This is a genomic window from Pseudarthrobacter sp. NPDC055928, from assembly GCF_042270935.1.
Classification (GTDB): Bacteria; Actinomycetota; Actinomycetes; order Actinomycetales; family Micrococcaceae; genus Arthrobacter.
The window spans coordinates 35,441-61,010 of the sequence record NZ_JBHJZH010000014.1 but is presented as its reverse complement, the minus strand read 5'-3'; the positions used below and the strand labels follow the sequence as shown (position 1 = coordinate 61,010).

The following is a 25,570-nucleotide window of genomic DNA, read 5'->3' as shown; positions in this document are numbered from 1 at the left end:
CCGACGCCGGTCCCCCAAGTTGCGCTCCGGCCCCTCAACCCAGCGGATGGTCCCCTACCAGAACGACGCCCACAACCAACAACCGCAGAAGAAACAAAGGGTGAAGGAGACAAAGGGATCATGGAAAAGCTCACGATCAAAACACCATCAGATGTCCTCAGCTTCATCGGGCACACCCTGGGCTTCTGGCCCCAGGAAAGCCTGGTCTGCATCACCATGCACGACAACAGCATCGGCGCGACCCTCCGCATCGATCTCCCCCGCCAACCAGGGCAGGAACTCCCCTACGCCCGCACCGTCGCCCACTACCTGGCCAGCGACAGCACCGCAACAGCCGTTCTCTTCGCCGTTTACACCAGCGAAACCACCCGAGCCGGCTCGGCCCGGCCGCAGGCCGGAACCATTGCCGCGCTCACCGGGGTCCTCGCCGAGCAGGGCATCACGATCCGGGATGGGCTCTTTGTCGGCGATGACACTTTCTCCCCTTACGACGGCGAACCCGGCACCAGTATCGCCCTGCCCGTTAGCTCCACCCAGACCAGCGCGATCAACGCCGAATTCATCTACCGCGGCAGCTTCGTCGAACCCAGTGACCGGATCACCCTTCCAAGCAGCAAGCAGGCAGAGACCAAAGCGGCCGCCGTCGAACACCACATGGAGAACATCCAGGCCCAGCCGACCGACGCCGCGCTCCTTCAGGGCCGGAGACTCTGGGCTGACATGCTCGACTCACAAGACTTCCCGGCCGATGACGACTGCCACGCCCTGGTCGCCAACCTGCAGTTCCCCGCAATCCGCGATCGGCTCATCGCAGACATACCAGGAATGGACGAACCCGTGCAGCAGGTGCTCTTCGCCCAAACCGAACAGGCCCCGAAATGGTCACGCATCGAATGGGCACAACAACTGCTCCTGCACGCGTACACCCTCACTAGCCCCGAACACGCAGCACCAGTCCTCACAGCCATCGGCTACATCAACTGGTGGGAAGGACGAGGAAGCAAAGCACACCAATTCCTCCAACTCGCCCTCGACAACGACCCCGCCTACCGCCTCGCCCGCCTCAGCGACCAAATGATCGGCTCCGGCCTCGTCGCCGGCTGGAACATGAACAAAAACACCGCCTACAAAGCGCCGCCCTTCGACATGCCGTGAGTCACGAAACCGGAACCTCGAGTCCGCATTCATCTCCAGCGACCCCCGGGCGGTCAGCAAAGACTTACCCGGTTGCTACCGCCCATAGTGAGAAGCAATGCCAGATTCCAACTAGTAGGCATCACAGCTTTACGGAACGTGGGTTATCGGCGTTGGAAAACGGACGGGGAGGGCCTTAGAAGGGGGTCTCAGATCAGTGTACGAAGGCCGGTACGCAGGAATCATTGAAGGGTGGCACAAAGCTGCCCGCGATGTCCTGCCAAGTGATTTCAGCGAGGCCCCGGAGCTCGGCAATGTCCTCGAAGAGCTGGTCGATCAGGACAGCTAATGCTTCCCACAGCGCATCCGCCAGGCGCTTGCCTGGAACAGGCTTACGTCCCGCTGCGCCGGCGTGACCGATTCCATCGAGTCCAGATCCCCGGCCTCCAGGTCGTTCGGTTCATCAGCGCTGAGGTCTTCAGGACGCTCAAACCCCAGCTGCTCATGGCTGATGCCGGTCAGCTCCTGTCCGACGTGCATCAGGTGCTCGACGCAGGTCTCGTGCTCTGGGGTCATACGCCTGATGCTACAGGTCAATACCGATCACTCCTTCAGACCCGGAACGGGGTTCGGTCAGGCGGGCAGGCAATGGTTGAAGCCCCCGAATGGCCGTATGCAGGTTGACGAAGGCCGGTTACCGGCTCAAAGACAGGCGGAAGGGCCGCGCAAGGAGCCCTTTGTCCGTTCTCATTGCATCGAACCTGTCCGCCTACGGACCATGATTCTCATCGAACCTGCAAGTGCTTCAAGGCGGCAATAGGAGCCGAGAGGCACCCGCAGACGACCCTCAGCAGCTGAGCCATCGCCTCCGGGCATGAGCAGCCCGAACCTGGGAACACAGTTATCGGGTGCATCGCACTATCAGTGCTGCGACATCATCTGGGAGCGGGTCATGGTTAAGGTGCTGGCGCTCCACGTTCTTGAATTCATCGACTGTGAGATTCTTGCTGATTGCGTCCCATGCACATTCGCAAGATTGTCTTGATGCCGTCTGGACGCACTGCGCAAGGAAGCGATTCTGAGTTTCCTTGTCGTGCTTCGAGGTGCATCCCCCGAGGCTGAAGAAAAGAAGAGCGACAGAGACCACAGCAGCGGTGCGACGAAATCTAGTCATTTGGACACACCAACGGCATTTCTGTGCAGAAAGATTCTGCAGCCAAGGCGTGTCCCACTAGGGATCCCATCGCCGCCCCGGCTTGTTGTCCGCGATGCGCGTCGATAAGCCGTCTGGCCTGCATCAGTATGAGGTTGGTTATGCTCACGGACAGGTTCCTTTCGCTTCGCCCCGACGCTATCTGTTGACCATAGGCGGATGTCTCAGCACGCAGAGTGCCAATGAGGTTGAGGACCTCATAGAGCGTGGGTATTTCTCGGATGTCCGCTGGCATTTCCCGTTCTGACTCTATTATTCGGATGAGAGGAACTAGAGCGTCGCGATCCGGAATTGAACCCGCACCAAAGAGAGCTTGTCGGAGGAGCTCATCCCTCAGAGGAAGATTCGGCAACGTCAGCACCATGAACTGCTGTGCGAGAAGCTTCGCGCCAGAAAGACCTTGGAGAGGTGCTCTATCGTCCGCCTCGTCTATCTCACGCTGAAGACGGTCTGCGAAGTGAACTCGGAGGTCTGCAAAAGAGGCTGCTATTTGAGTTGAAGGGGGATCGCTGCCGCCGCACTGGAGGCAAGGTCGCTCGATGGTCCTATAGCGGTAACCATCACCAAGCCACGCACGATCGAAGCCCGACAGTTTCACCTCTCCGATTCCCCATGGATCGTCGAGCGCGCAGTCCTCCGGTGTCAGCGGCGAGCTGCACTGCCATACAGACAACAGAACCGACTCGGGAAATGTACCGTACTCCCCCCAGAGACGGTATGCCCTCAGGTTTGACGTCTGGACTCTGACGCGTTCCATGAGGGTGCCCTCGAAAGCCACCACGAAATCCAGTTGAAGCTTGCCCAGGAACAAGGACTGATCTTTTGTGAGCTGTTTTCTCACAACATCGACCCATTCGGCCTCGAAGCAAATGGTCAGCCGGCGGTCAATCGAGGCGGCGCTCCCCTCAGTCACCCTGCTGATGCGACGCGCCGACCTGATCTCTGAAGGAAGAAAACGAATCGCCTCCGCATCGGTCATTTCAAGCAACACCGGATTGACGAAATTCGTTCGGGGTGTGCAATCCCCGATCCGGCCCGGTCGCCAAGGCGCCTCAACGGTAACGTCGAGGTCAAGGTCCCTACTTCCCTCTGGCAAATTGGACAGAGGAAGCATTGCCCCGGACAAAGGATTCACTCCAACTTCAGATCTGTATCGCTGCTGAATCCCTCCAAGCCAGTCGCGCACCAGCTCGAACTGCTGGAGATAGAAATCTAGCGCCTTCGTTGCAGCATGACCGTCGGTTGACCAATTACGTAGGTTCTCTGAGTAGTCGGTTCCCACGTCGAGGAGGTTCTGGAGTCGCTGAGGGGCAACGGTGTCGGCGAAAGCTGGATTTTCGAGCAACAGCCGGGCATAGGCCCGCGATGCGAGTGACCACTGCTGCATATTCGGAATTCGATCTTGGCTAAGAGGTGTGATCCCGGCGGCCGCTCCGGCACGTTGCAGGTAGTTCTCGTTACCGGCGTATGGCGCCTGAAGCTCTTTGAGGAGGTTGCTTGGATCGGTGGGACGTGAATCTCCTCCAATGGCTGCACGATCACTGGCAGTCCTCGTACCCCATGTGTAGAGAAGACTCTCAAGTTCCCTGAACTCAGCAGTGGTCATATCTCCAGCAGCGGTCTTAGCCCGATCTATGGCATCCAAAAGCGGGCGCACAGCCGCATCATAGTCTCGCTGCCGCTCATCAGTTTGCCAATCCGCGACATCCTGGAGTAACGCAACTAAAGTCGCGCGGATGGATCCCGCCTCCTGGCTCAGGCGACGGAGACCGTAGTTGATGTTGTTGAGCTGAGCAATAGTAATGTCTTGTATCGCCGCTAGCCGGCGATCTATCTGGTCAAGGCGAAGGCGCATGTCCGACCGAAGCTTGATGATCTCGTCATGGACTCGCCGAACCTCGGCTATGACTCCGTCCTCAGCGGTAGTCCCAGCGAACGCTGCGAAAAGGGCCAGAGCCGCCCCGACAACACCTGCCGTAAGAGCCGTTGCCGATGCGACCGCCGTGAGTGTTAGCGCAGCACCGGCTTCACCGAGTGCGGCGGCGCCCGTCGTAAACTCAACAAGCGCGACGGCCAAGCCAATACTGGCCATTCCCACCGCTTCGAACTGCTGACCTGCCCGCTGGTCGATGAATCCGATCATCGAGGACAAAAGGAATATGGCAGCGCGGGCTCCCGCGATCCGAGTTTGGTATTCACTGTGCTTTCGCTCTCGCTCATTGCGCTTTTCCTCTTCTTCAGCTGCCCTCAGGTCTCGGATAACCTGCGCTTCTAGATGTTTAAGAATTTGCACCTGAGTGTCGGAAATAGCGTTGAGGTCCTTATGTAGGGCATCGATATTTTCATGGACTTGCTTGAATTGATCTTCCAGGTTCTTTTTGAGGTTTTCGAGTGAGACCTGGACCTCTTTCACTCCGCGGTAGCTGCTGCCATGGATCTGCTGCAAGCGCTCGACCTGCTCTGAGATACCTTCCTGCGACAACAGGAGTCGGACGATTGGGCTGATGCTCGCGTAGTCGTCTAGATTGCCTTTCAGCGGCACACCGGTCGAGCGGCCAACGAGGATGTCGGCCGTGGTACAGAAGTTTTCTTGGCCGGAATCGTTGTTGCATTGGTGCCAAGCTTCGGCATACAGCCTCCGAGCATGACCGTGTAGGGCACCGCTAGAGTCACCACGTAGGGCGCGATTGTAGGCGGTCTCAAGATCGAGGTCGTTCTTCCAGCTCTCGATAAACGGGCGATCCACGAAGCCTAGGATTTCGGCCCCGGCGGCTCCTGCGCCTTCGAGAGGACCCACTCCCGTCGCCGTACCAACAGCCTCAAGGACTCTCATCGCGACGCCGAGTGCCTCAGACTGATTCTTATACTTAGCTAAATCGTCGTAGCCGAGGGCATCGGCCGCCTTCGCCCACTCGGACTTCATCGCCAGAAACTTCCTAGTCGCTTCGGCGCGATCCATCCCAGGATTTTCGCGATGGAGCTGCGCCAGATATGCGTAATCGATCGCGTTCTGAAGGTAGTCCGGGTGGTCTGCTCGTTCGGACACTGCAGCGAGATACGCAGCGCCTTCGGCCTGGCCCGGAGTTAGTTTGTCGTCCAGCGCTTTTGCTGGCAAAGCCGGAAAAACCGCGGACGAAACGAGTACTAGCGCAGCAGTCACCAAGACAGTGAAAGGGTTCTTCGCTCGCATGCTCGCACCTGGATTCGTTAGCAACCGAGCGCCAATTCGCTTCGGACGAATATAGCGGCTGGAGTGTCCATGACGAGCTGACACCCAAGCCCGTTACTACTGCGTTACTGTGTCCGGTCCTTCAACAGCAGTGCTTGGCTTGCAGCCGGACGGGTCGGCATGTGCCTCGGAGAGTGTGCCGCAGGGCTTTCCGGAGCCGTACTCAGATGGACGCCCTCATGTTTGGCAATAGCGGCAGCATCCTGCGGTCGATCTTCGGGCGCCGCGAATCGGGTTGACGAAATCTCCATTATCGGCGTTTAAAGCACGGGAGTAGAAGTAGTTGCGTGCACTCCCGTTTCATGACGGATCTAAAGTTTCCCAGAGTCAGAAATTGGCGCAGACCGCAAGCGAACTGCTGCAACCATTCTGATGGGCTGCATTCAGCACTGAAGCTGGAGGCTCCATGCATCTAGTGCATGTTGCCACGGTAGCTAAGTCACTTCTCACCAGTCAGCCTTCCTGAATTGCCCAAAAACCGGTCCGACGGGCGATGAGAGTCTGCGCGTCGAGGGCCACGCCGACCAGGCCAAGGGGCAGGTTGAAGCAGGCCGGCGAGAAGGTCAAGGACGCCGTCAAGAAAGGCCTGCCGAGACCCCGACAAAAGGGGCGCACTCACGGGGGGCGCCCCTTTGCTGTGCTCGGCGAAGATCGACGAGTTCCTAGGGCGTGCTGCGGGTTAAGGGTTTCGCTGGTTTCGCTCCCCACCCGGGGCAAATAACGGGGGCCGTCCGGCTTGGCCAGTGTCGTGGCCTGGGCGCGGAGTTCTTCGACGCGGGCCGCTGCGAGCAGGGCCATGGCCTTCTCGTGTTCCACGGCCGCCTTGCGCGTCTCTTCCTGGCTGCGGGCCAGCTCATCCTGCCGGGCCTTCTCCGTGGTGATGGTCTGAATCACTGACTCCAGATAGTCGGCGTCCGCGACGGCAGATCTCATCCTCAGTAGGCGGATTGATGCGCAACACCACTTCACTGCCCCACACCTCATCGGCGCCCACAATCAGAGCACCCGCTTCGGAATCATCACAGAAGAGGCCGACTCCCCCGCCTTTCTCGACCACAACGTCGTAGCCCATCTCCGCCAACTGCCTGACTGTGACAGGTGTCCCCGCCACCCTCGTTTCGAGACCTAACCGGGCCACGATGCCAATACGTGTCACTTTTGCCCTCTACTCTCTTAGATGGGTAACGTGGCCCAGCGGGAATCCGCGCGAGACAACCGACCGGGGTGGAACAACCGCCCGTTCATTCTTTCGGAGGCCCCCACCCGGTCCAGGTACGGTGTGATGCCGCCCAGGTGCAGCGGCCAGCCGGCCCCAGCAATCATGCACAGATCAACGTCTTCCGGAGCGGCAACGACGCCTTCATCCAGCAGAAGCCGAATCTCCTCCGCCAACGCCAGTTGAACACGTTCCAAGAGTTTTTCAGAGGTGATCGGTGACGTGCCGACCTCCAGCACGTCCAGCGTGGACTGCGGGACCTGACGGAGGCCGTCCTCGTCAGTGGCCCAGATCCCCTTGATCTCCCGGTCAATGAGCTTCTGCTGGTTCGCCGAGACAGGAAACCGGTCACCAAAGGCTGCATTCAGGGATTCGGTAACGTGCTGGGCCACCGGAATGCCGATCATCGCCAGTAGGGTGAATGGCGTCATCGGCAGGCCCATCGGTTTGAGAGCGTTGTCAGCGGTTTCGGCCGGAGTGCCTTCATCGAAGGCACGGATGACTTCACCCATCAGCCGCAGCAGGACGCGGTTGACCACAAAGGCGGTGGCGTCCTGTGTCAGTACCGTGGTTTTCTTCAGGGCCTTACCCAGCACAAACGCTGTTGCCTGGGCCACGTTGCTGGTCATGGGGGCCGGGACGATTTCCAGCAGGGGCATGACGGCCACGGGGTTAAAGAAGTGGAACCCAATCACCCGTTCGGGATGCAGCAGGTCCGCCGCCATCTTGGTGACGGACAGCGAGGAGGTGTTGGTGGCGAGAATGCACTCATCCGAGACGATGGCTTCGACCTCTGCGAAGACCTGTTTCTTGACGGAAAGCTCCTCGAAGACAGCCTCGATCACAAAATCCGCGTCAGCCAAGACTTCCTTGCTGACCGAGCCAGTGACCAGCGCCTTGATTCTCCTGGCGTCATCGGCAGAAATCTGTTTCCTGGCGAGGAGCTTATCCACCTCGGCGTGGACATAGCTCACGCCTTTGTCCACACGGCCCTGATCGATATCGGTCAGGGCCACCGGTACCCGAAGCTGCCGGGCGAAAAGCAGCGCCAACTGGCCGGCCATCAGGCCAGCACCAACGACGCCGACCTTCCGGACGGGCCGCGCGAGATCCGGATCTGGCGCCCCGGAGGGATTCTTGGCCCGTCGCTGGAGCAGATCCAGGAGTGCGTACACCGAATTCTTGAACTCGGGCGTCAGGATCAGTTCGGTGAGCGCTCGGATCTCAAGTTCCGCGGATTCGGATTGGGTCAGGGTCCGGCCGCGTTCCAGCAGATCCAGCACGCGTGACGGTGCCGGCGCGCTGGTGGCATTCCTCGCCGTGATGAAGGCGTAGCCCGCGTCCAGAGCGGCGTACCAGTCTTCATCGGAAACGCAGGCCTTTTCGCTGCGCCGGGCTGCCAGCGCATGGACGACCTGCCGGTCGCTGGCGATGATCGAGCCCGCCCAGGCGATGGATTCCGCCAGGAAATCGGCTGGTTCGTAGATGGTGTCGGCAATCCCCAGATCATGGGCCGCCGTGCTGCTGAGGGCCCTGTTATTGCTGAGCGCGTTCTCAATCATCACCTTGACTGCGTTGCGCGGGCCGATCAGCCGCGGCAGCCGGTACACGCTGCCCCATCCGGGGACCAACCCCAGATACGCCTCCGGCAATGCGATTCCGTTTGCGCCTGCGGAGACCGACCGGTAGTCGGCGGCGAGGGCTGTTTCCAGTCCCCCGCCAATCGCTGCACCGTTGATAAAAGCGAAAGTGGGTACCGTCATCTCCGCGAGGACACCGAATACATTGTGGCCAAGGGCCGCGATCTCCCGGGCCGCAGCCGCGTCCGTGAGGCTCCGCATGGCCGTCAGGTCCGCGCCAGCGACAAAACTTCTGCCGTGACCGGTAATACCGACCCCGGCAAACTCTCCCGCCGCTGCACGATCCCCGACCTGCTGAAGGAGTGTGCCGAGTTCGTTCAGTGACTCGGGGCTGAAGGTGGCCGGTTTGCGGTCGCGGCCCGTCAACGTAATAAGGGCGAACGTGCCCAGTCCGGGCAGCTGGATCTCCTCCAGGGACGGATATGCAGTGCTCACACCCGGTTCGTACTCCACCAGGTACTCGCCCGCCATTGGACCCGAATTCATGGAAGAACGTGCTTCGGCTGTCATGCCCTCATTCCTTCCCGACCGCGGCGGCGCCAGATGATGACGTCGACGTCGACCGTGAAGACGTCGGTGCCCTCCAGATCACACAGTGCGCCGTGGAGCAGCACCGGCGCTCGGATTTCCGAGGACAGGTCGACCTCGACCACGGTTACGGAGCCGGTGAGGGTACGCGCCTGCAACACTGGCTTCAGAAACCGAACACTCTGCAGGCTGCGTCCGGCGAGCACATCGAGCCGACTGTAAACGGACTCCACAGCGAGTCGCTGGAAGATGCCGAGAGTGTGCACACCGCTGGCGATGACATCGCCAAAGTAGCCGGTTCGGGCAGCCGCGATGTCGGTGTGAAACGGCTGTGGGTCCCACGCGGTGGCGTACTCAACGATCTCGTTGCGGGTCGGAGTGTGCTCGCCGAGCTGGAACACGTGGCCGACGATGAGGTCATCGGCGGTGAGCATGCCGCGGGCGACGGTCACCGGGCGCTCCATCCGCCGTCCATCACCCAAGACGCGCCGGTCGCCATCGAAGCAGCGTCGGAGGTGAACCAGGCGACGAGCTCGCCGATATCTTCTGGTTCGATCGGGCGTTTGATTGTGCTGCGCTTGAGCAGCACGGTCTCCACCACCTCCTGATCGGAGATGCCGTGCGCGGTCGCCTGGTCGCCAAACTGCTGTTCGACGAGTGCGGCGCGAACGTATCCTGGGTTGACGTAGTTGCTCGTAACCCCGCGAGGGCCGCCTTCAGCTGCGACAACTTTCGACAGACCCTCAAGGGCGTGCTTGGCGGTAACGTACGCGACGGTCACGTTCGCACCGCGGGCCGCAAGCGCGCGCACGCACGCCTCCCCGATCCCACCGCCCGCGCCAGTTACCAGCGCCACTCGGCCCTGTAATTCACCCATGATCACTCCGTTCAGTTTCTCAGATCGTCGCAGCCCGCGGGTGCCGCCAGGCCCCGCGGAGGTATTGCGGCGGGTATGGCAAGGTATCCCGGTCCAGCCCGAGTTCGTGGCCAGCGCGCAGCGGCCAGCTCGCGTCTCGCAGCGCGGCGCGGCCGATGAAGACGGCGTCCGCTGCGCCCGAAGCGAGCACCTCGTCGGCTTGGGTTGCCTCAACAATGAGTCCGACTGCAGCCGTCGGGATGCCGGCCCGCTCCCTGATCTCTTTGGCGAACGGTACCTGATAGCCGGGACCGACCGCGATCCCGCCAGCAGGGCCGACGCCCCCAGACGACGCGTCGATGAGATCGACGCCGAGCGGCTCGACGAGAGCGGCGAGTCGGGCGCAATCGGCCGTATCCCAGCCGCCGTCCACCCACTCCGTGCCAGACAGGCGCATGAACAGCGGCTTATGCGCAGGCCAGCGGCGGCGAACGCTCTTGACCACTTCGGTCGCGAAGAGGCTTCGGGCTTCAAAATCACCGCCATAGGCGTCAGTGCGGTGGTTCGACAGCGGAGACAGGAACTGGTGAATCAGGTAACCGTGGGCGGCGTGCAGCTCGACGACGTCGAACCCGGCCCAGTGGGCTCGTTCTGCGGCGTCGCCGAAAGCCTCGACCACTGTGCCGATGTCATCCAAAGTCATCGCATGCGGGGCCGGCAGCCCGGGTAGTGGCGTGGTGGTAGGACCCCAGGTCTGCCACCCGCCTTCTTCCATTGGCACCGCGCCACGGTGAGGTGCGTGGAGGGCGTACGTAGATGCTTTGCGTCCAGCATGCGCGAGCTGGATCCCGATCGCCGCACCCTGGCTGTGCACGAACTCCGCGATCCGCCTCCAGGCAACCGCCTGGATGTCACTCCACAGACCTGTGTCCTGCGGGCTGATTCGCCCGACGGGATCTACCGCAGTCGCCTCCGCCATGACGAGACCGAAGCCACCCGCCGCGCGGGCGCCAAGGTGCACGAGGTGCCAGTCGCTCGGAACACCGTCCATTGCCTCCACCGAGTACTGGCACATCGGCGACAGCCAGACGCGGTTACGCACCGTGAGCCCACGAATCGTGAGCGGCGCGAACAACCGGGATGCCGTAGCCGCGGCCCCACGGCTGCTCGCTCGCGCGATCACGACAGGCGCTCCAAAACAACTGTCATACCCTGGCCGCCACCGACGCACATCGTCACGAGGCCGGTCTGCTTGTCGTGCCACTGCAGCGAGTTCAGCATGGTCGTAACGATGCGGGCGCCGCTCATGCCGAACGGGTGACCAACCGCCAGCGCACCGCCGTTCACGTTGAGTCGGTCGAGTTCGATCCCGAGTTCTCGCTGGGACGCGAGAACTTGGGCAGCGAACGCCTCGTTGATCTCGACGAGGTCAACGTCGCCGATCGACATTCCGGCTCGCGTCAGAGCGCGCCGGGAAGCCTCGACGGGGCCAAGTCCCATGATCTCCGGCGACAGGCCCGAGACTCCCGTCGAGATGATGCGGGCCAGGGGAGTCACGCCGCGGCGCTTCGCTTCTGTGGCGCTCATGATCACGAGCGCCGCAGCGCCGTCGTTGAGCGGGCAACAGTTCCCCGCAGTTACCGTCCCATCCGGACGGAATATGGGTTGCAGGCCGGCGAGGCCCTCAGCGGTGGTATCCGGCCTGGGCGAGTCGTCCGCAGACACGGTCGTGCCGTTCGGCGTGACGACCGGGGTGATCTCACGCGCCCAGAACCCACTTGCGGCAGCTTCCTTTGTGCGCTGCTGGCTGCGGAGTGCGAATGCGTCCTGGTCTTCGCGGCTGACTCCCTTCAGCTGCGCGACATTCTCCGCGGTGTGCCCCATCGCGATGTAGATGTCGGGAAGGCCGCCCAGCTGGCGAGGATCCGACCACACTTTTCTGCCTTCGGCGAAGGTCGCGGTGCGCTGCTGTGCGGGGTCGAACTTCAGGTTGACCGTGTCGGGAAGGAAGTCGCTGGTGCCCTTGAAGGCGCGACTGACCGCCTCGACTCCGGCGCTGACAAAGACATCGCCCTCCCCCGCTTTGATGGCGTGGAAGGCCATGCGCGTGGTCTGCAGACTCGAGGCGCAGTAGCGCGTCACCGTCGTCCCAGGGACGGAGTCCCAGCCGAGCAGGGTCGTAACCACGCCGGCCATGTTGTACCCCTGCTCACCGCCTGGGCAACCACACCCAAGCATGAGATCTTCGATGTCGGAGGGGTCGAGCCCCTCGACAGATTCGACCGCGGCGCCGACTATCATCGCGGCGAGGTCGTCCGGGCGGACTTCTTTGAGCGAGCCCTTCATGGCGCGTCCTATCGGCGAACGTTTCGCCGCGACGATCACTGCTTCTACCATCTCATTTCCTTCCACATCGATGATTGGCCGGTCGTTCCGGCATCACTGCCACCGCAGCTGGTCTGCCGTCGTGGCCGCAAGGATTTCCACGTGGCGCGTGAGTTCGGCGGCGTCGACCACATCGCCGGCGCCTTCACCTGCGCGGTAGCGCCCCTGCACGCCGAGTGTAATGACTGCGAGGCGCCATGCGGCGAAAGCCACGTAGTACCCCAGGTCGCTGAGGTCCAGTCCGCTGGCTGCAGCGTACTGGCCCTCGATCGCATCGCGGGGGCTGAATCCGGGCAGCCCGCTCCCTTTCGGCAAAATGTCGGCAAGCTCCGCACTCGGCTGCCAGTACAACACCATCCAGCCGAGGTCTACGAGGGGGTCCCCCTGTGTTGAGAGCTCCCAGTCGAGTACCGCTAGCACGCCGCCCTCCGGCGATAGGACGCAGTTGTCGAGCCGGTAGTCGCCATGAATAAGGGCGGTGGTCTGCTGCGCGGGCATCGCCTTGAGGAGCTGCGTGTGCAGCCGGATCAAGTCAGCGGCACATGGTGCGTTCTCGTGGACCTGCACCGCCCAGCGTCGCAAGTTCCGCTCCAGGTAGCCGGTTGGCTTCCCGAGCGTCTCGAGCCCAGCTGCGGCCGGGTCGACCCTATGGAGCACGGCAAGTTCGTCGATCATGGCTGCACCGGCGCGTCCTCTCGCGGTCTGCGAGAGGGATTCTGCCGTATCAAGGTCCCGCACGATCACGCCGTCCACAAAATCCATGAGGTAGAACGGAGCGTCAATCGGCCCGTTGTCCTCCGACGCCGCTATCGGGATCGGAACCCGAACCGGTGAGGTCGCGCTGAGTGCGGTGAGGATGCGGTACTCCCGGAGGACATCATGTGCGCCCTGCGCCTCGATGCGTAGCGGCGGGCGTCGCAGCACGAGACGCCTGCCGGTCGAGTCGGTGAGCAGGTATGTCAGGTTCGACCGTCCTGCGGCGATGAGACGACTCTCGACGAACCCCGCCAGGCCGTCGACACGGTCCCGGGCCCATGCAGAAAGCGCGTCGAGCGGCAATCCGGCCGCCCGCGGCGATGCCGCCGCACTCATCATGACTTCGCCTCCCAGCGCTGTGCCTCGAGCTTCGCCGTAATGTCCGCCCGCAGCTGCTTCTTGGCGACCTTGCCGACGGGGGTCAGCGGCAGCTCGGTGACGAGTTCCACCCGTTCAGGGAGTTTGAACTTCGCAAGGCCCTGCTCCAAGAGGTAGGTGGCGATGGTCTCGACAGTCGGTGTTGGCTGACCGCCACGGGCGACGATGTAGGCGCACACCTTCTCCCCAAGCTCGGGGTCGGGCATTGCGACGATCGCGGCTGAGACGACAGCGGGGTGGGCACTGAGCTGCGACTCGATCTCGTCTGCGTTGATCTTCTCGCCACCTCGATCGATGTTGTCCTTGATCCTGCCCTCGATCGCGTAATAGACCCGGCCGTCGACCTCCGTCGCACGCGCGAGGTCACCGGTTCGGAAGAACCCGTCGGGGGTGAGGGCACCCGCGTTGTACGTCTCGGCGTCGTAGTACCCGAGAATTGTGTACGGCCCGCGGGTTGTAAGCTCGCCGACCTCGCCGGTTGCCACCTCGTTACAGTTCTCGTCAACGAGCCGAACCTCGTCGAGCGGATGAATCGGGACCCCGACTGTGTTACGCCGCAGCTCCGCAGTTGCGTTCCATGGAGTCGCCATGATGAGCCCCTCGCCCATGCCAAAGACGCCGAGGGCGCGTAAACCCAGCTCCTCCTCGAATCGCTTCGCGTGCTCTACGTTCTGCGGCCCGACACACACCCGACGCAGCGAGGAGGTATCGGCCGCGCGAAACTCGGGCGATTCCAACATCCGGAATGCGACGGTCGCGTTGATCACCATGTCGCTGACCCGCTCCTGTTCTATTAGCTTCGCCATTACCGCCGGGTCGACCCGGGGCGCCAGCACGGCGGTACCGCCGACCATGTGCGAGGCGACCAGAGAGAGCACGAGCCCCGCGTTGTGCATGATCGGCAGTACATGCATTGACACGACCCGCTCGTCCCAGCCCCAGAATGCGCCCCACGTTCGCGCGTTGCAAACGTAGTCGCAGTGCAGTCTGGGGATGAGCTTCGGGGTACCGGTGGTCCCCCCCGACAATTGCAGCAGAGCAAGTCCTTCCGAATTGAGTTCGGGCAAGGCACCGATCGGTTCGTTGACCAGTTCCTCGAGCGCGACGCCGCCGTCGATCCTGCCGCGGACGGCTAGCACGACCTCGAGGTGGTCGTGGCGCTCCCGCATGGTGACGGCGAGTGCCGCGAGGTCGGCGCGGGGCCAGTCAGCTTGTGCGACATGGACTCTTGCGCGCGTAAGCGCGATAAGGTCGCTGATCTCTTTCTCGCGATGCTGTGGCAGAGCGCAAACAGGCACCGCTCCCGCGAGAATGAGTCCGTAGAGAGCAACGATTGTTTGCACCGTGTTGCCCGACTGCATCACAGCGGGGTCGCCGGGCCTGATGCCGCGGCGGATCAATCCGCTTGCGACCGCCCAGGCCTGCGCGATTAACTCTCGATATGTGATCGACGAGCTGTCATCGACCACGGCAACCCGATCGGGGAACTGCTGAGCCACCTGGCGTAATTCATCCCCGATTGTGCGTCCCGCCCATGCCCCGGTCGATCGGTAACGCTCGATGAGCTCCTCCGATCGTCGTGGGAATGCACCGTCAGGCACTGGCGACCTCCATATCTGGAGCGTCGTGGGGCAACGGATGGTCGGCCGGAACCACCTGGCTGAGCAGCGCGGTCGCACAGCCAGGGCAGAAGATCTGCCGAAACACCACCAACTCGTCGATATAGGTCGCTGAGTCAGCCCAGATGTGCGGACCGGCCGCCGCAGGCGCGGCCTCGTCCCTCGGTAGGCGCGCAAGGTAGTCGGCTCCGGCCGCGCCGAGCGTCTCGCCGCAGTGCCGACAAGCGACGCTGGAGCCGCTCATTGTGACGTTGATGTCGAGCGAACCGTCACCGCCTGGTATCAGCGCCGCCGGGTCGAGCGGACGCGTCTCGCCCGCCACTTCGGCTCGCGCCAGACGGTCTCGCCTGATCGTCTCACGACGGAGGTGTGTGGCCGTATCATCGACTTCGCCGTCGTTGGTGAAAACCACTCCGTACAAGTCGTGCGCCGCCTGCTTCGACACTCTCGCCTCGGTGACGTCGTCGGCGACCGCCTTTGCTTTCCGTAGGATCGGGTCCCCGTAGCCACCACCGCTCTGCCAATGCACGAACACAGCATCATCCAGCCCGATGGACGTTTCGACCTCCGCGCCAATCACATCCTGCACCCCACCGAGATCGGTGACCTCCTGCGGAATGCGGCCGGCGGCGAACGCGGCGCGCACGTCGCTGCCACGGACGACGATGTCGAGCTGAGTATTGCCCGGGTATCCGCCGGCCAGGCCCGTGTTCATCGCTGTCGCCTTTCCAGATCCCGAGAACACGGCGCTCATCGGTTCGGGAGTGCCATGCGGTATCAAACACACGGAACCACTCATACCGCCTCGCTGCATGCCGGGGCCGCCGGAGTCCGTCTCCTCCCTTCGCCACAGAAGCAGGACGGGCGACGTGAGTTCGGTCATCTCGGCGTCGGGAGCCCGACCCATCGGGATGACGAACATGCCGCCGGTGTCCTGGCCGTCGCGAGTCACTCCGGCACCATAGCCGCCGGCCATCGTGTCCATCACCAACGAAACGAACGGAATCTGCTGGTCGTTGACGCCTGCCAGTGCGACCATGTCGAAAGTCCCGCCACAGACCGACTGCACGGACTCGCGCATGGCCGGCCTGGAATCGAGCATCTTCGCGAAGCACTCGTTCACGAGGTTGCCGACAGCCCAGGCCGGCCCAACGGGGCCCTTGCCGACAGCAGCGGGGAAAGACGCATTGATCATGGAGCCTTCGTCTACGATGATGTCGAAGCAGCGCATCAAACCGCCGGCCGCCCACGGAATGTCACCAGCGAGCACGGGGAGCAGCGTCGACATGATGCCGGCACGCACTCCCGAATACGGGCAGTTGATCATTCCCGTCTGCTCGCTTGTTCCGCGGAAGTCGAAGGTCAAGTGGTCGTCGGTCTTCGTGAGAGCGAGTTCAATTTTGTAGATGCCGCGGTCTCCCATGCCGGAGTGCTCCTGGTAGCCGGTGGCATACCAGGTGCCGTCGGGGAGTGACCGGAGTTTCGACCGAAGCCGAGTCTCGGCGTCGTTCATGATGCGCTTCATGACCGCCTTGACCGTGTCCGCACCGTAGGTCTCCAGCAGTTCGCGGAGCCGGCTTCGAGCCGTCATATTCGCGCCCACCTTCGCACGCAGGTCAAGCGCAACGAGTTGCGGCATGCGCGACCGTCGGGTCCAAACCTCCTCTACATCGCGTTGGATGACGCCGTCCCGTACGACCTTGATCGGTGGCGTCGGCAGTGACTCCCAGAAGATGTCCTGGGCGCGCGGCGTCCACGAACCAGGTGCGACACCGCCCACGTCGAGTTCATGTGCGACCGCTGACGACCAACCGAAAAGCTGACCGTCGAAGAAGTATGGAGCGAACACAGTCGCGTCGTTCTGGTGGAGACCGCCGCCGACCCACGGGTCGTTGCACAGGAACATGTCGCCGTCGTTGATCCCCGGGTTCTCGGCGCGGTTCTGAAGAGTCCAGTACACAGCGAGATCCAGCGAGGCGGACAGAAAGGTGTTGTAGAGCCCGATCTGTACCTCCTGACCGAGTTCGTCGCAGATGGCGAAGTCGAAGTCATTCGCCTCTGTTACGACGATCGAGCCGGACATCCTCTTCAGGGTGTCGCCCATCTCGTCGGTGATCGACCAGAGTCGGTGGCGGATGACCTCGTAGGTCAGGGGGTCCACACCGTCGATCACGTCCTGCGAGACGGTGTGGAGTTTCAAGTTTGCTGGGACACTTGCCCGCAGCACGTCGAGATCGATTGGACGGCTATTGAATATTTCCGAGCCTGGGATGCCGCTCATTTCTGAGTCTCCGTTCCATGAGTGAGAACCAAGTTTCCAAGGTGGTCGATCTTGGCTGTATCGTTCGCCGAGACCGTTACTGTGGTGGTGGGCACTTCCACGATGGCGGGCCCCGTAATGGTGTGGCCCGGCCGCAGCTTCAGATAGTCGTAGATCGGCGTCACCTCGAAGCCCCGTGCGGGGTCGATGAGCACCGGGCGATGCCCGACGATCGCCTGCTCGACCGTGAGACCGTTCGCCGGTTCCGCCGTCGGAAGTCGCACCTCGGTCGGCATGACTCCGACCGCTCGAACCCGATACGTGATGAACTGGAAGCCCGCACCGGCGAATCCGGTGCCCTTGCCGAAGGCCTGAGCGTAGCGCTCCTCGAATGCCGCAACGATACCCGCAACGTCTGTCTCGGTTAGGATGCCGCTCGGCGCCGGGGCGGCCAGCTCTGCCAGCTGCATTGTGTACCGCACGTCGACCTGGCGGTGAATCACGATTTCGGTAAAATCGATGTGCTGCTTCGCCAGCGCCTCACGGGCGTCCCGTTCCAGCCCCTCGAAGACCTCATTGACCTTCGCGGAAGGCACCGGGTAGAAGCCCGGGTCCGAGATCTCCTTCACGATGGAGACATCGCTCGCAGCCAGCCCATACGCAGAGAAGGCCGCCGCAGAAGAGCCGAGTGGCACCACGGTCGCCTGCACGCCCAGATCGGCACCGTATGCGAAGCAGTGGACGGGTCCGGCACCGCCGAATGCATACATGACGAACTCGCTCGGGTCACGCCCTGACTCTACGACGACCTTGCGGACGAGGTCCGCGGTCTGCGCGTTCTGCACTGCGAAGATCGCCGCAGCTGCCTCGTCCACCGTCATGCCGAGCGGGTCCGCGATGTGTTCCCGGATGGCCTCCCGCGATCGCTCGATTGAGAGCCTTTTGCGCCCGCCAAGGAAATTCTCCGGGTTGAGGATGCCGAGCACGAGGTTCGCGTCCGTAACGGTCGGCTGTGTCCCGCCCTGGTCGTAGCACGCCGGCCCAGGAACGGCCTGCGCGCTGTTCGGGCCGACTCGCAGGTTGCCGCCCGCGTCGAGGTGGGCGATCGCGCCCCCGCCGCTGCCGATAATCTGCACCTTCAGCATCGGTACGTCGACCTCGTGCTGGTTGATTACCGCCGACGATGAGGCGAGTGGCTCGCCGTTGATGACGAGCCCGACGAGGAAGGTCGTGCCGCCCACATCGGTGCAGATCACGTTGCGGTGACCAAGCTGCTCGGCGAGCCGGGTGGCGCCGGAAACTCCGCCGCTGAGCACAGAACCCACCGTCGTAATGGCGCTCTTCGGCGCCTCGCTCGCGGCGACCGTGCCGCCGGTGCCCTGCATGACGAGAAGCGGACCGGTGAGCCCGCGGTCGCGCAGCTCATCCTCAAGTCCGGTGAGGTAGCGACCGAGGCGCGGGCCCACCTGCGTACTCATGATCGTCGTCGCATTCCTGGAGAACTCGCGGATTCGGGGCGACAGCTCGCTTGAGAGCGTCACGTACATGCCCGGCTCCTGCTCGTGGACGAGTTCCCGTAGCCGGCGCTCATGCACCGGGTTGCGGAAAGACCACAAGAGCGAGATAGCAATCGCCTCGACGCCCTGCTCGAGCAGATCTGCGATCTGACGGCGCGCCTGATCCTCATCGAGGGGTACGACGACAGCGCCGCTGCTGTCGATCCGCTCGATAATCTCTTTCGCCCTTCGCTTCGGTAGCAGCGGCTGCGGCTTTCGGGTCGAGAGGATGTCCTGAATCTGCTCGGGGCTGTTACCCGCGTAGCGACCGACGACATTCATGATGTAGATGGAGTCGCGGTGTCCCATGGTGGCGAGCCACCCGATCTTCGCGACATCGCGGGTCACCAAGGCGTTCAGCGTAGAAGTCGTGCCGTGCGCGATGTAGCTGGTGTCTCCCAAGAGCTCCTTCGTGGACACCCCGATTCGCTCGGCAAGGTCGTCGAGCACCGAAACGACGCCCTTGGCGTAGTTCTCAGGTGTCGACGGCGACTTCGTCGAGTACATAGTGCCGTCGTCGCAGGACGCGACGGCATCCGTGAACGTCCCTCCGACGTCCACACCGATCACATAGCTCATGCCAGTTTCTCCTCGTTGAGTTCGACTTTTAACTTGTGGCCCTGACTGCCGTCAGGGGTGGATCGTTCCCGATTCCGCTCGTTCCGGCGCTGGGTGCGCCGTTCGTCGCGGCGTTCGGCAGGCGGGAAGGTCTCCAGCAGCTTCGCCGGTACGCCTAACGGGTCAAGGCAGATGCCGAACCGCTCGAGGTTGTGGGCGTGTGCGAGCTGGTGAAGGGCGAACGCCGCCTTGATCGCGCCTGGCTGACCGGTCGCATCCGTTGACTGGTTCACCGCCTCCTTGGTGAGCCGGAGGGCGAACATTGGCTTCGCCGCGATCTTTCTCGCCAGCTGAAGAGTGAAGTCCGCGAGGTCCTCCCGCGGCACAACGTGATTCACCATGCCCATCTCGCGGGCCTCCTGCGCATTCCAGAAATCCGCAGTGAAGAGCAACTCCTTCGCCTTCCTACTGCCCATCTCCCAAGGGTGGACGAACCACTCGACGCCGCACACACCCATGTCGACGACCGGATCGGCAAAGGAGGCGTCGTCGGCGGCGACGATCAGGTCGCACACCCAGGCAAGCATGAGCCCCCCGCCGATCGTCTTACCGTGCACTGCTGCGATGGTCGGCTTAGGGATGTCCCGCCACCGTCGACACATCCCGAGGTAGATCTCCTCCTCGCGTGCCACCCAGCCCTCGGCGCCGGGCTCATGGAACCCGCCCCACGTGCTGGTCGCGTCGAACTCGTCGTGCCATACGACATCGCGCAGGTCGTGACCGGCGGAGAAGTGGTTACCGTCGCCGGCCAGAATGATGACCTTGATGTCGTCGTCTGCGGCGGCACGTTCGAAGGCAGCGTTGAGCTCGTAGGTCATCCGCACGTCTTGCGCGTTCGCCTTCTCGGGCCGCGAGAGCGAGATCTTCGCGATCCCGGATTCGACGATCTCGTACCGAACATGGTCAGCGCTCATGAGTCTGCTCACTTTCTCGTCTATCACGACTGTTCGAAGGGCCGAGTGGCCATCGCCAGTGCTGTCTTGCGTAGGGTCGGGAGGTGCTCGGAAGGAACGCCGTCGGCGGGCGGCTGCACATTGCGCAGGAGCAGTCTCGCGGCGGTTTGGCGATGCACCTCATCGGGGCCGTCCAGAATGCGTGCACCGCGCGCCCTGCGGTACATCGACTCCAGCGGCAGATCGGCAGAGAAACCTAGCGAGCCGTGCACTTGTACTGCACGGTCGATCACGTCGTGCAGCACTTTGACGTCGTAGAACTTGATCAATGCGATGTCTGCTCGCGCGTCCTTCGCTCCGACGGTGTCGATCCGCCACGCTGCGTGCAGGGTCAGCAGGCGTGCAGCGGCGATCTCGGCTGCTGAGTCAGCGATCCAATTCTGAATCGTCTGCTTCTCGGCGAGCACCGAACCGTGCGATTCTCGGTAAGTGACCCGCTCGCAGAGCATGTCGAAGGCCCGCTGCGCTTGACCAATCCAGCGCATGCAGTGATGCAGGCGTGCGGGGCCCAGCCGTTCTTGCATCATCGCGAACCCGCGACCAGGATCGCCGAGCACGGCTTCCGCGGGTAAATCGACATCGGTGAACTCGATCTCACAGTGGTTCTCGATCTGCCCCGCACGCGGCTCCGGGTCTTCCATCGAAGGGATATCGCGCAGCACGTTCACTCCGGGTGCATCACGATCGACGATGACGATCGTCGCGCGTTCCCGCGGCGCGGCAGCGGGATCGCTGACCCCCATCACGAGAAAGAAATCGGCCACAGACGCGTTCGATGCGAACCACTTTCTCCCATTTAGCCGCCACCGGTCACCGACGCGCTCCAGGCTGGTAGTCAGCAGGGTGGGGTCGGAGCCCGCACCTGGCTCCGTCATGGCTACGGCAGAACGTGCCGTGCCGGCCACGAGCGGCTTCAAGTACTGCTCGCGCTGCTCCAGGCTTCCATGGGCGCCGAGCATCTCCATGTTGCCGGAGTCCGGCGGGTTCGTGCCGAAGAGGAGCGGTCCGATGCGGGAACGCCCGACGATCTCGTTCATGAGCGCGAGCCGCAGCTGACCTCGGCCGGAGCCGCCGTGGGCGGGGTCGAGGTGCGCCGCCCACAGCCCGTGCGCCTTTACCTCGGCGATGAGTGGTGCGGCTACCCGCTGGAACTCCTCGGTCGGCAGGTTTATGGCCTCGAGCGGCACGGCTCGCGTATCGATGAAATCGCGGATCCACGCGAGCTCGACGTCGGTGTCGGCGTCCGTACTGAAGTCCCAGCTCACCGCAGCACCCCCCTCGTCGTCCAGAGGTCGCGCTCCCGCTCGGCGATCTCTAACAGTAGGTTCGGCTGCGCAGTCGGCGAGTCGAGGCGGCGCACCCCGAGCGGGTCGATCCGCCCTCGGATCCAAAGCAACTCCTCCTGTGTGGGCGGCGCAGTGCGCGGCACTTCGCCCTCAGGCACGAGGACCTCAAAGCCACTCGCGGCCTGCACGTCGTCGACCGTCACCCCAGCGTGCAGAGAACGGATGCGCATCCCCCTGCCATCGCGATCGAAGTCGAATACGCCCAGGTTCGTCACGAGCATCCGGATGTCACCGTTCGCCAATCCGCTCTCCGCGCGCCCGGGCCCGTAGCCAATCCCGGAGCGAAAGTCGACCTGGGCGACGACGCTGCGCGGATTGTGGTTCCGCACGTGGTAGGTGAGCTCCTTCAGCCGGGCCTGATCGTCTGGGATACCGCGCGACCCGATGAGCTGGACCTTCGGGCTGTGCCAGTCGCCGAGAACGGAGATGTTGCAGTTGCCGTATTGATCGACCTGGACGGGTCCCATGCAGATGGCGTACTTGCCGGCGGCGATGAGGTCGAAAGTCTCGATCCAGTCGGAGCCCCGCAGCGAACTGCTACGGCCGATCCACTCGTCATTCAGGCCCTTCGGCGCCCAGTCGCTATCGTATCCGGCCATGCTGCCTCCGGCCATGAGCACAACCTCTGGGGCGTAAAGCGCCTTCGCCAGCCGCACCGCGATCTCCGCAGACGCGGTCGCACCGACGGCGATGACTTCGCCACGGTAGATCTCGGTCAGCACCGAGATCACCTGCTCCTCGACGGTGTATTCCGTCGTCAGTTCCGATGCGGTCATCGCACGGCTCCCATCACTAGGTCTTCGCAGTATCGCTGCAGCCAGTTGCGATCTCGCGCGTTCTGGACATACTCATTGGCGGCGCGGTAGTCGAGTGGGTATTGCGGATAGACAGACGTGAACCCGCCCCCACCGGGCACTTCGGCGACGGCCGTGACCCATATCCGCGAGATGGTGGTCTCGTGGTCAGTGATGTCTTCCGGTAGCCGGTCGACAACCTGGTCGGCAGTCACGAGCACTTGCTTCGCAGCGCGCGCGATGTACGGGTCGAGGAAGCCGTCGCCCTCGATCCGGACGTTGCCCGCGTGGTCGGCCTGGTTCACATGGAGCAGCAGCACGTCCGGCACAATCGCAGGGACGGCGGTGAGCGGGGCACCTGTCAGGGGGCATACGAATCGCACGAACGGCGCTTCGGGGAGCTCCATCAGTTCCGCGCCCGGGCCGCTCAGTGTCGGCATGAACGGAAGGCGCCGGGACGCCGCCTCCGTGCCTGCGATGTACATCGCCTCGGTCCACTCGACGACGGGAAGGCCACCCTTCTCACGCGCCTGGCGAAAGTTCGGCGCGAGTCCGAGCGCATCCATTCCTACGTAGGCAAAGTCGAGCTTGTTCACCGCGCCCATGCCGACAAGCAAATCGACTTCAGGGCCGCCGAGGAACGCGGTCAGGTCGAAGCGTGCGTCACGCAGCGCCAGCGCAGCGCACGCGGCAAGCGGCTTGCGGACCATGCCGCCACCGCCGAACGAGACGAGCGATCCGGGGGCGACGTGCGCCACCAATTCCTGCAGAGAACGAACTTTGTTCATAGCAGCTTTTGCACCCCTTCGTGCGTAAAACATATGCGCATGCACCCGTTGATGCGTAATACATATGCGTAGAATATTTGACTATTTCGTCGATTCTGACGGGTTTGACGCTCTGTGTCAAGCGTTACACCGCGCCACGCGGTACGCGACGTCCAGCGCCGTTTCAGGGCACTCACCCGAGGTCCTCGACGAGATCGATCCGACGTGTTAGTAGTACAGTTTCGACCGCGTCGAGCTGAACTGGGTCGCTGAGCTGCGCCGCGAGCGCCACCGGAACACCGAGTGCTTGTCGCAGTCGATCGGCCAGCATCGCACCCGGCAGCGCCTCGTGGAAGCGCGGAGCGCAGGTGGGCCGCAACTGCACGATCGTTCCCGCGGGAAGGTCCGCTGCTCGCAGTGACTCGATGAGTGCGTCGGACGCGGCAGACTCCGGATCCGTGTCGGTGATGTCCACCCGGCGCACGCGCTCCACGTTCCCTGACATCAGCACTCGTCCGGACAGCTCGCGATCGCCAACGCGCAGGGATTGCGACAAGACCCCGGTCGCCCCGCGGTACTCCCTCGGCAGGGTGCCCCTGGCCTCGCTGACGATGTCAGCGTCGTGACTCAGTATGCGGTGAATGCCGTACCGTCCCGTTCTCGTGGCGTAGTGCAGTGCGAGGAGCGGGAGGGGGAGGTCGAGGCGCCGTGCAAACGTCTCCCACCAGCGCTGACTGGCGAATGCCGCATCCTGCAGGCGTTCCACGGCAGGACGCCGTTCCGCCTCATAGGCGGCTAGCGCAGCGGGAAGGTCGTCGTGGCTGACGAGTGCGCGGCTGAGCGCCAGCGCATCCTCCATTGCCATTCGGGTCCCCGATCCGATCGACGGGTGCGCGGTGTGCGCCGCGTCGCCGACGAGGACGACATTGCCGGCGTGCCAGGAGGCGTTGCGTACCATGCGGAAGCGCGACCAGCGCGATGCACTGGTAACGATCTCGGCACCCTGCAGGTGATCGGCAAAGAGGAGCTCAAGGTACTGGCGCGTGACATGGTCCGACTCCGCAGGCTTCAGTCCATCAGCGATGCCGTCGAGACCGGCCTTCTTAAGCGTCGCGGCGTCGGCTTCGAACATGAAGCCGGACATTCCGCCGTTGTAGGGGTACGAATGCGTCGCGAAGCCGCCATGCTCGTTCTCCTTGAAGGCAAACACCGGGCCGGGCAGGTCCACCCGTGCGGCGCACCAATAGAAGTAGCCGTGCCCATACTCGACATCGGGCCCGAGCTCAGCGGCCCAACGCTGCCGAACCGCGCTGTTGCTGCCGTCTGTGGCGACCACGAGGTCGGCGTCGGCGACCTCGTCGTATGATGCAGCGCGCTCGAACTCGAAAGCCACGCCGACCTCCTGCGCCCGCCGCTGCAGACAGGAGACCAGGGTCTTGCGGGCGATCGATAGGGTCGTCCAGTCGCCCCAGTGCCAGGTGATCTCCTGTCCACCGAGATGGATCCGCTGCCGTGAGGTGTGGCTCAGCCCCGACGAGCGAAGCTCCTCGACTAGCTCCGGGTCGATGCCTTCGAGAGGCTGCAGCGCTTTGGGGCCCAGCCCGATGCCGAAACCGTACGTAGCTCCAGCAGGATCACGCTCATAGACGGTGATATCCCACTCGGCGCCCTGCATCTTCAGCAAGCGCGCAAGCAGTGCCCCGGCTGGACCACCCCCGATGATCGCCATGGTTCGGTTGCCCTGTCGGCTCATGTCCACCCTCCCTTGAGATGCATTTCAACTTACATGTAAAATATCCAACAGCAGCGTTGATGTCAAAAGGCGCTTACCAACCGGCACGAAAATGGGCCTCTCCCACGTTCACGGCGCGCTGCGGCAGCTGGAGCGCTGATTCGAAGTGTCGGTCCTTTGAGGGCGAGGATTCGGTATCTAAAGAGGACCTGTGCCGCTGCGATACATAGAAAAGGCTGGTGTACTGATCAGTGCGAAGAGTCAAATTTAAAGCGGAAGCGCGATGTAACCGGGATGCGTCCCACTCCAGATCAAAAGAAAGGGATCGGAATTTTCGTTCCCGAGCGACAACCCTTCTTGCCTCGCGTCCAGCAACGTTTGCAACCATTTGCTGGGGGTTCGCCGCGCGTCTAACGTCGGAGCCCTGGGTTCTCGGTCGTCGCCCTCATGGGTGGAGCACCCTTCTCGACACTCTCTTTCATGTCGACTTTGGGCGACCGCTATTCGTGTCGTTTTCCGCATTGATCTTGTACCCGATTGCGGCTGCGTTATCAGATCACTGGGACGCCGGCCCTTCATCGTCGCGGCAG

Annotated in this window: 20 protein-coding genes; 2 read left to right on the top strand and 18 right to left on the bottom strand. The window is 63.0% G+C overall.

Annotation, left to right across the window (positions count from 1 at the left end):
• The first annotated feature begins 120 nt into the window (after positions 1-120).
• Positions 121-1,155 (top strand): DUF4192 domain-containing protein, encoded by a 1,035-nt coding sequence (locus tag ACFC25_RS16825; RefSeq protein ID WP_376047170.1) that lies wholly within the window; start codon positions 121-123, stop codon positions 1,153-1,155.
• 196 nt (positions 1,156-1,351) lie between these two features.
• Positions 1,352-1,483 carry a hypothetical protein gene (locus ACFC25_RS16820; protein WP_376047167.1) on the top strand — a complete coding sequence of 44 codons (132 nt, stop codon included), beginning with the start codon at positions 1,352-1,354 and terminating at the stop codon, positions 1,481-1,483.
• Here the strand turns inward: ACFC25_RS16820 and ACFC25_RS16815 are convergent.
• From ACFC25_RS16815 to ACFC25_RS16730, 18 genes are all read right to left on the bottom strand, one after another.
• On the bottom strand, positions 1,480-1,710 hold the full coding sequence (locus ACFC25_RS16815; protein ID WP_376047164.1) for a hypothetical protein: 231 nt from the start codon (positions 1,708-1,710) through the stop codon (positions 1,480-1,482). The genes ACFC25_RS16820 and ACFC25_RS16815 overlap by 4 nt on opposite strands.
• 590 nt (positions 1,711-2,300) lie before the next feature.
• Positions 2,301-5,537 carry a hypothetical protein gene (locus tag ACFC25_RS16810; RefSeq protein WP_376047162.1) on the bottom strand — a complete coding sequence of 1,079 codons (3,237 nt, stop codon included), beginning with the start codon at positions 5,535-5,537 and terminating at the stop codon, positions 2,301-2,303.
• 654 nt (positions 5,538-6,191) lie between these two features.
• Positions 6,192-6,509 carry a hypothetical protein gene (locus ACFC25_RS16805; protein WP_376047384.1) on the bottom strand — a complete coding sequence of 106 codons (318 nt, stop codon included), beginning with the start codon at positions 6,507-6,509 and terminating at the stop codon, positions 6,192-6,194.
• Positions 6,430-6,648: a hypothetical protein gene (locus ACFC25_RS16800; protein WP_376047374.1), complete on the bottom strand. Its 219-nt coding sequence runs from the start codon at positions 6,646-6,648 to the stop codon at positions 6,430-6,432. The genes ACFC25_RS16805 and ACFC25_RS16800 overlap by 80 nt, the downstream gene beginning before the upstream one ends.
• A 101-nt stretch (positions 6,649-6,749) precedes the next feature.
• Entirely contained in the window at positions 6,750-8,903 is a 2,154-nt protein-coding gene (locus ACFC25_RS16795; protein WP_376047371.1) for a 3-hydroxyacyl-CoA dehydrogenase NAD-binding domain-containing protein, read from the bottom strand.
• A gap of 35 nt (positions 8,904-8,938) precedes the next feature.
• Positions 8,939-9,412, bottom strand: coding sequence for a MaoC/PaaZ C-terminal domain-containing protein (locus tag ACFC25_RS16790; protein ID WP_376047159.1), 474 nt, complete (start codon positions 9,410-9,412; stop codon positions 8,939-8,941).
• Complete coding sequence (locus tag ACFC25_RS16785) at positions 9,409-9,837, bottom strand: SDR family oxidoreductase (RefSeq protein ID WP_376047156.1); 429 nt, start codon at positions 9,835-9,837, stop codon at positions 9,409-9,411. The genes ACFC25_RS16790 and ACFC25_RS16785 overlap by 4 nt, the downstream gene beginning before the upstream one ends.
• A 19-nt stretch (positions 9,838-9,856) precedes the next feature.
• Positions 9,857-10,999, bottom strand: coding sequence for an NADH:flavin oxidoreductase/NADH oxidase (locus ACFC25_RS16780; protein WP_376047153.1), 1,143 nt, complete (start codon positions 10,997-10,999; stop codon positions 9,857-9,859).
• On the bottom strand, positions 10,996-12,213 hold the full coding sequence (locus tag ACFC25_RS16775; RefSeq protein WP_376047150.1) for an acetyl-CoA C-acetyltransferase: 1,218 nt from the start codon (positions 12,211-12,213) through the stop codon (positions 10,996-10,998). Before ACFC25_RS16775 ends, ACFC25_RS16780 begins: the two co-directional genes overlap by 4 nt.
• A gap of 42 nt (positions 12,214-12,255) precedes the next feature.
• Positions 12,256-13,293 (bottom strand): phosphotransferase family protein, encoded by a 1,038-nt coding sequence (locus tag ACFC25_RS16770; RefSeq protein ID WP_376047147.1) that lies wholly within the window; start codon positions 13,291-13,293, stop codon positions 12,256-12,258.
• On the bottom strand, positions 13,293-14,834 hold the full coding sequence (locus ACFC25_RS16765; protein ID WP_376047144.1) for a (2,3-dihydroxybenzoyl)adenylate synthase: 1,542 nt from the start codon (positions 14,832-14,834) through the stop codon (positions 13,293-13,295). The genes ACFC25_RS16770 and ACFC25_RS16765 overlap by 1 nt, the downstream gene beginning before the upstream one ends.
• Before the next feature lie 94 nt (positions 14,835-14,928).
• On the bottom strand, positions 14,929-17,235 hold the full coding sequence (locus ACFC25_RS16760) for a hydantoinase B/oxoprolinase family protein (protein ID WP_376047141.1): 2,307 nt from the start codon (positions 17,233-17,235) through the stop codon (positions 14,929-14,931).
• Positions 17,232-19,349 carry a hydantoinase/oxoprolinase family protein gene (locus ACFC25_RS16755; protein WP_376047139.1) on the bottom strand — a complete coding sequence of 706 codons (2,118 nt, stop codon included), beginning with the start codon at positions 19,347-19,349 and terminating at the stop codon, positions 17,232-17,234. Before ACFC25_RS16755 ends, ACFC25_RS16760 begins: the two co-directional genes overlap by 4 nt.
• On the bottom strand, positions 19,346-20,302 hold the full coding sequence (locus ACFC25_RS16750; RefSeq protein ID WP_376047136.1) for an enoyl-CoA hydratase: 957 nt from the start codon (positions 20,300-20,302) through the stop codon (positions 19,346-19,348). Before ACFC25_RS16750 ends, ACFC25_RS16755 begins: the two co-directional genes overlap by 4 nt.
• A 23-nt stretch (positions 20,303-20,325) precedes the next feature.
• On the bottom strand, positions 20,326-21,606 hold the full coding sequence (locus ACFC25_RS16745) for an acyl-CoA dehydrogenase family protein (protein ID WP_376047133.1): 1,281 nt from the start codon (positions 21,604-21,606) through the stop codon (positions 20,326-20,328).
• Positions 21,603-22,463 (bottom strand): CoA-transferase, encoded by an 861-nt coding sequence (locus ACFC25_RS16740; RefSeq protein WP_376047131.1) that lies wholly within the window; start codon positions 22,461-22,463, stop codon positions 21,603-21,605. The genes ACFC25_RS16745 and ACFC25_RS16740 overlap by 4 nt, the downstream gene beginning before the upstream one ends.
• Entirely contained in the window at positions 22,460-23,269 is an 810-nt protein-coding gene (locus ACFC25_RS16735) for a CoA transferase subunit A (protein WP_376047128.1), read from the bottom strand. Before ACFC25_RS16735 ends, ACFC25_RS16740 begins: the two co-directional genes overlap by 4 nt.
• A gap of 172 nt (positions 23,270-23,441) precedes the next feature.
• Complete coding sequence (locus ACFC25_RS16730) at positions 23,442-25,001, bottom strand: FAD-dependent monooxygenase (protein ID WP_376047125.1); 1,560 nt, start codon at positions 24,999-25,001, stop codon at positions 23,442-23,444.
• Between the last annotated feature and the right edge of the window lie 569 nt (positions 25,002-25,570).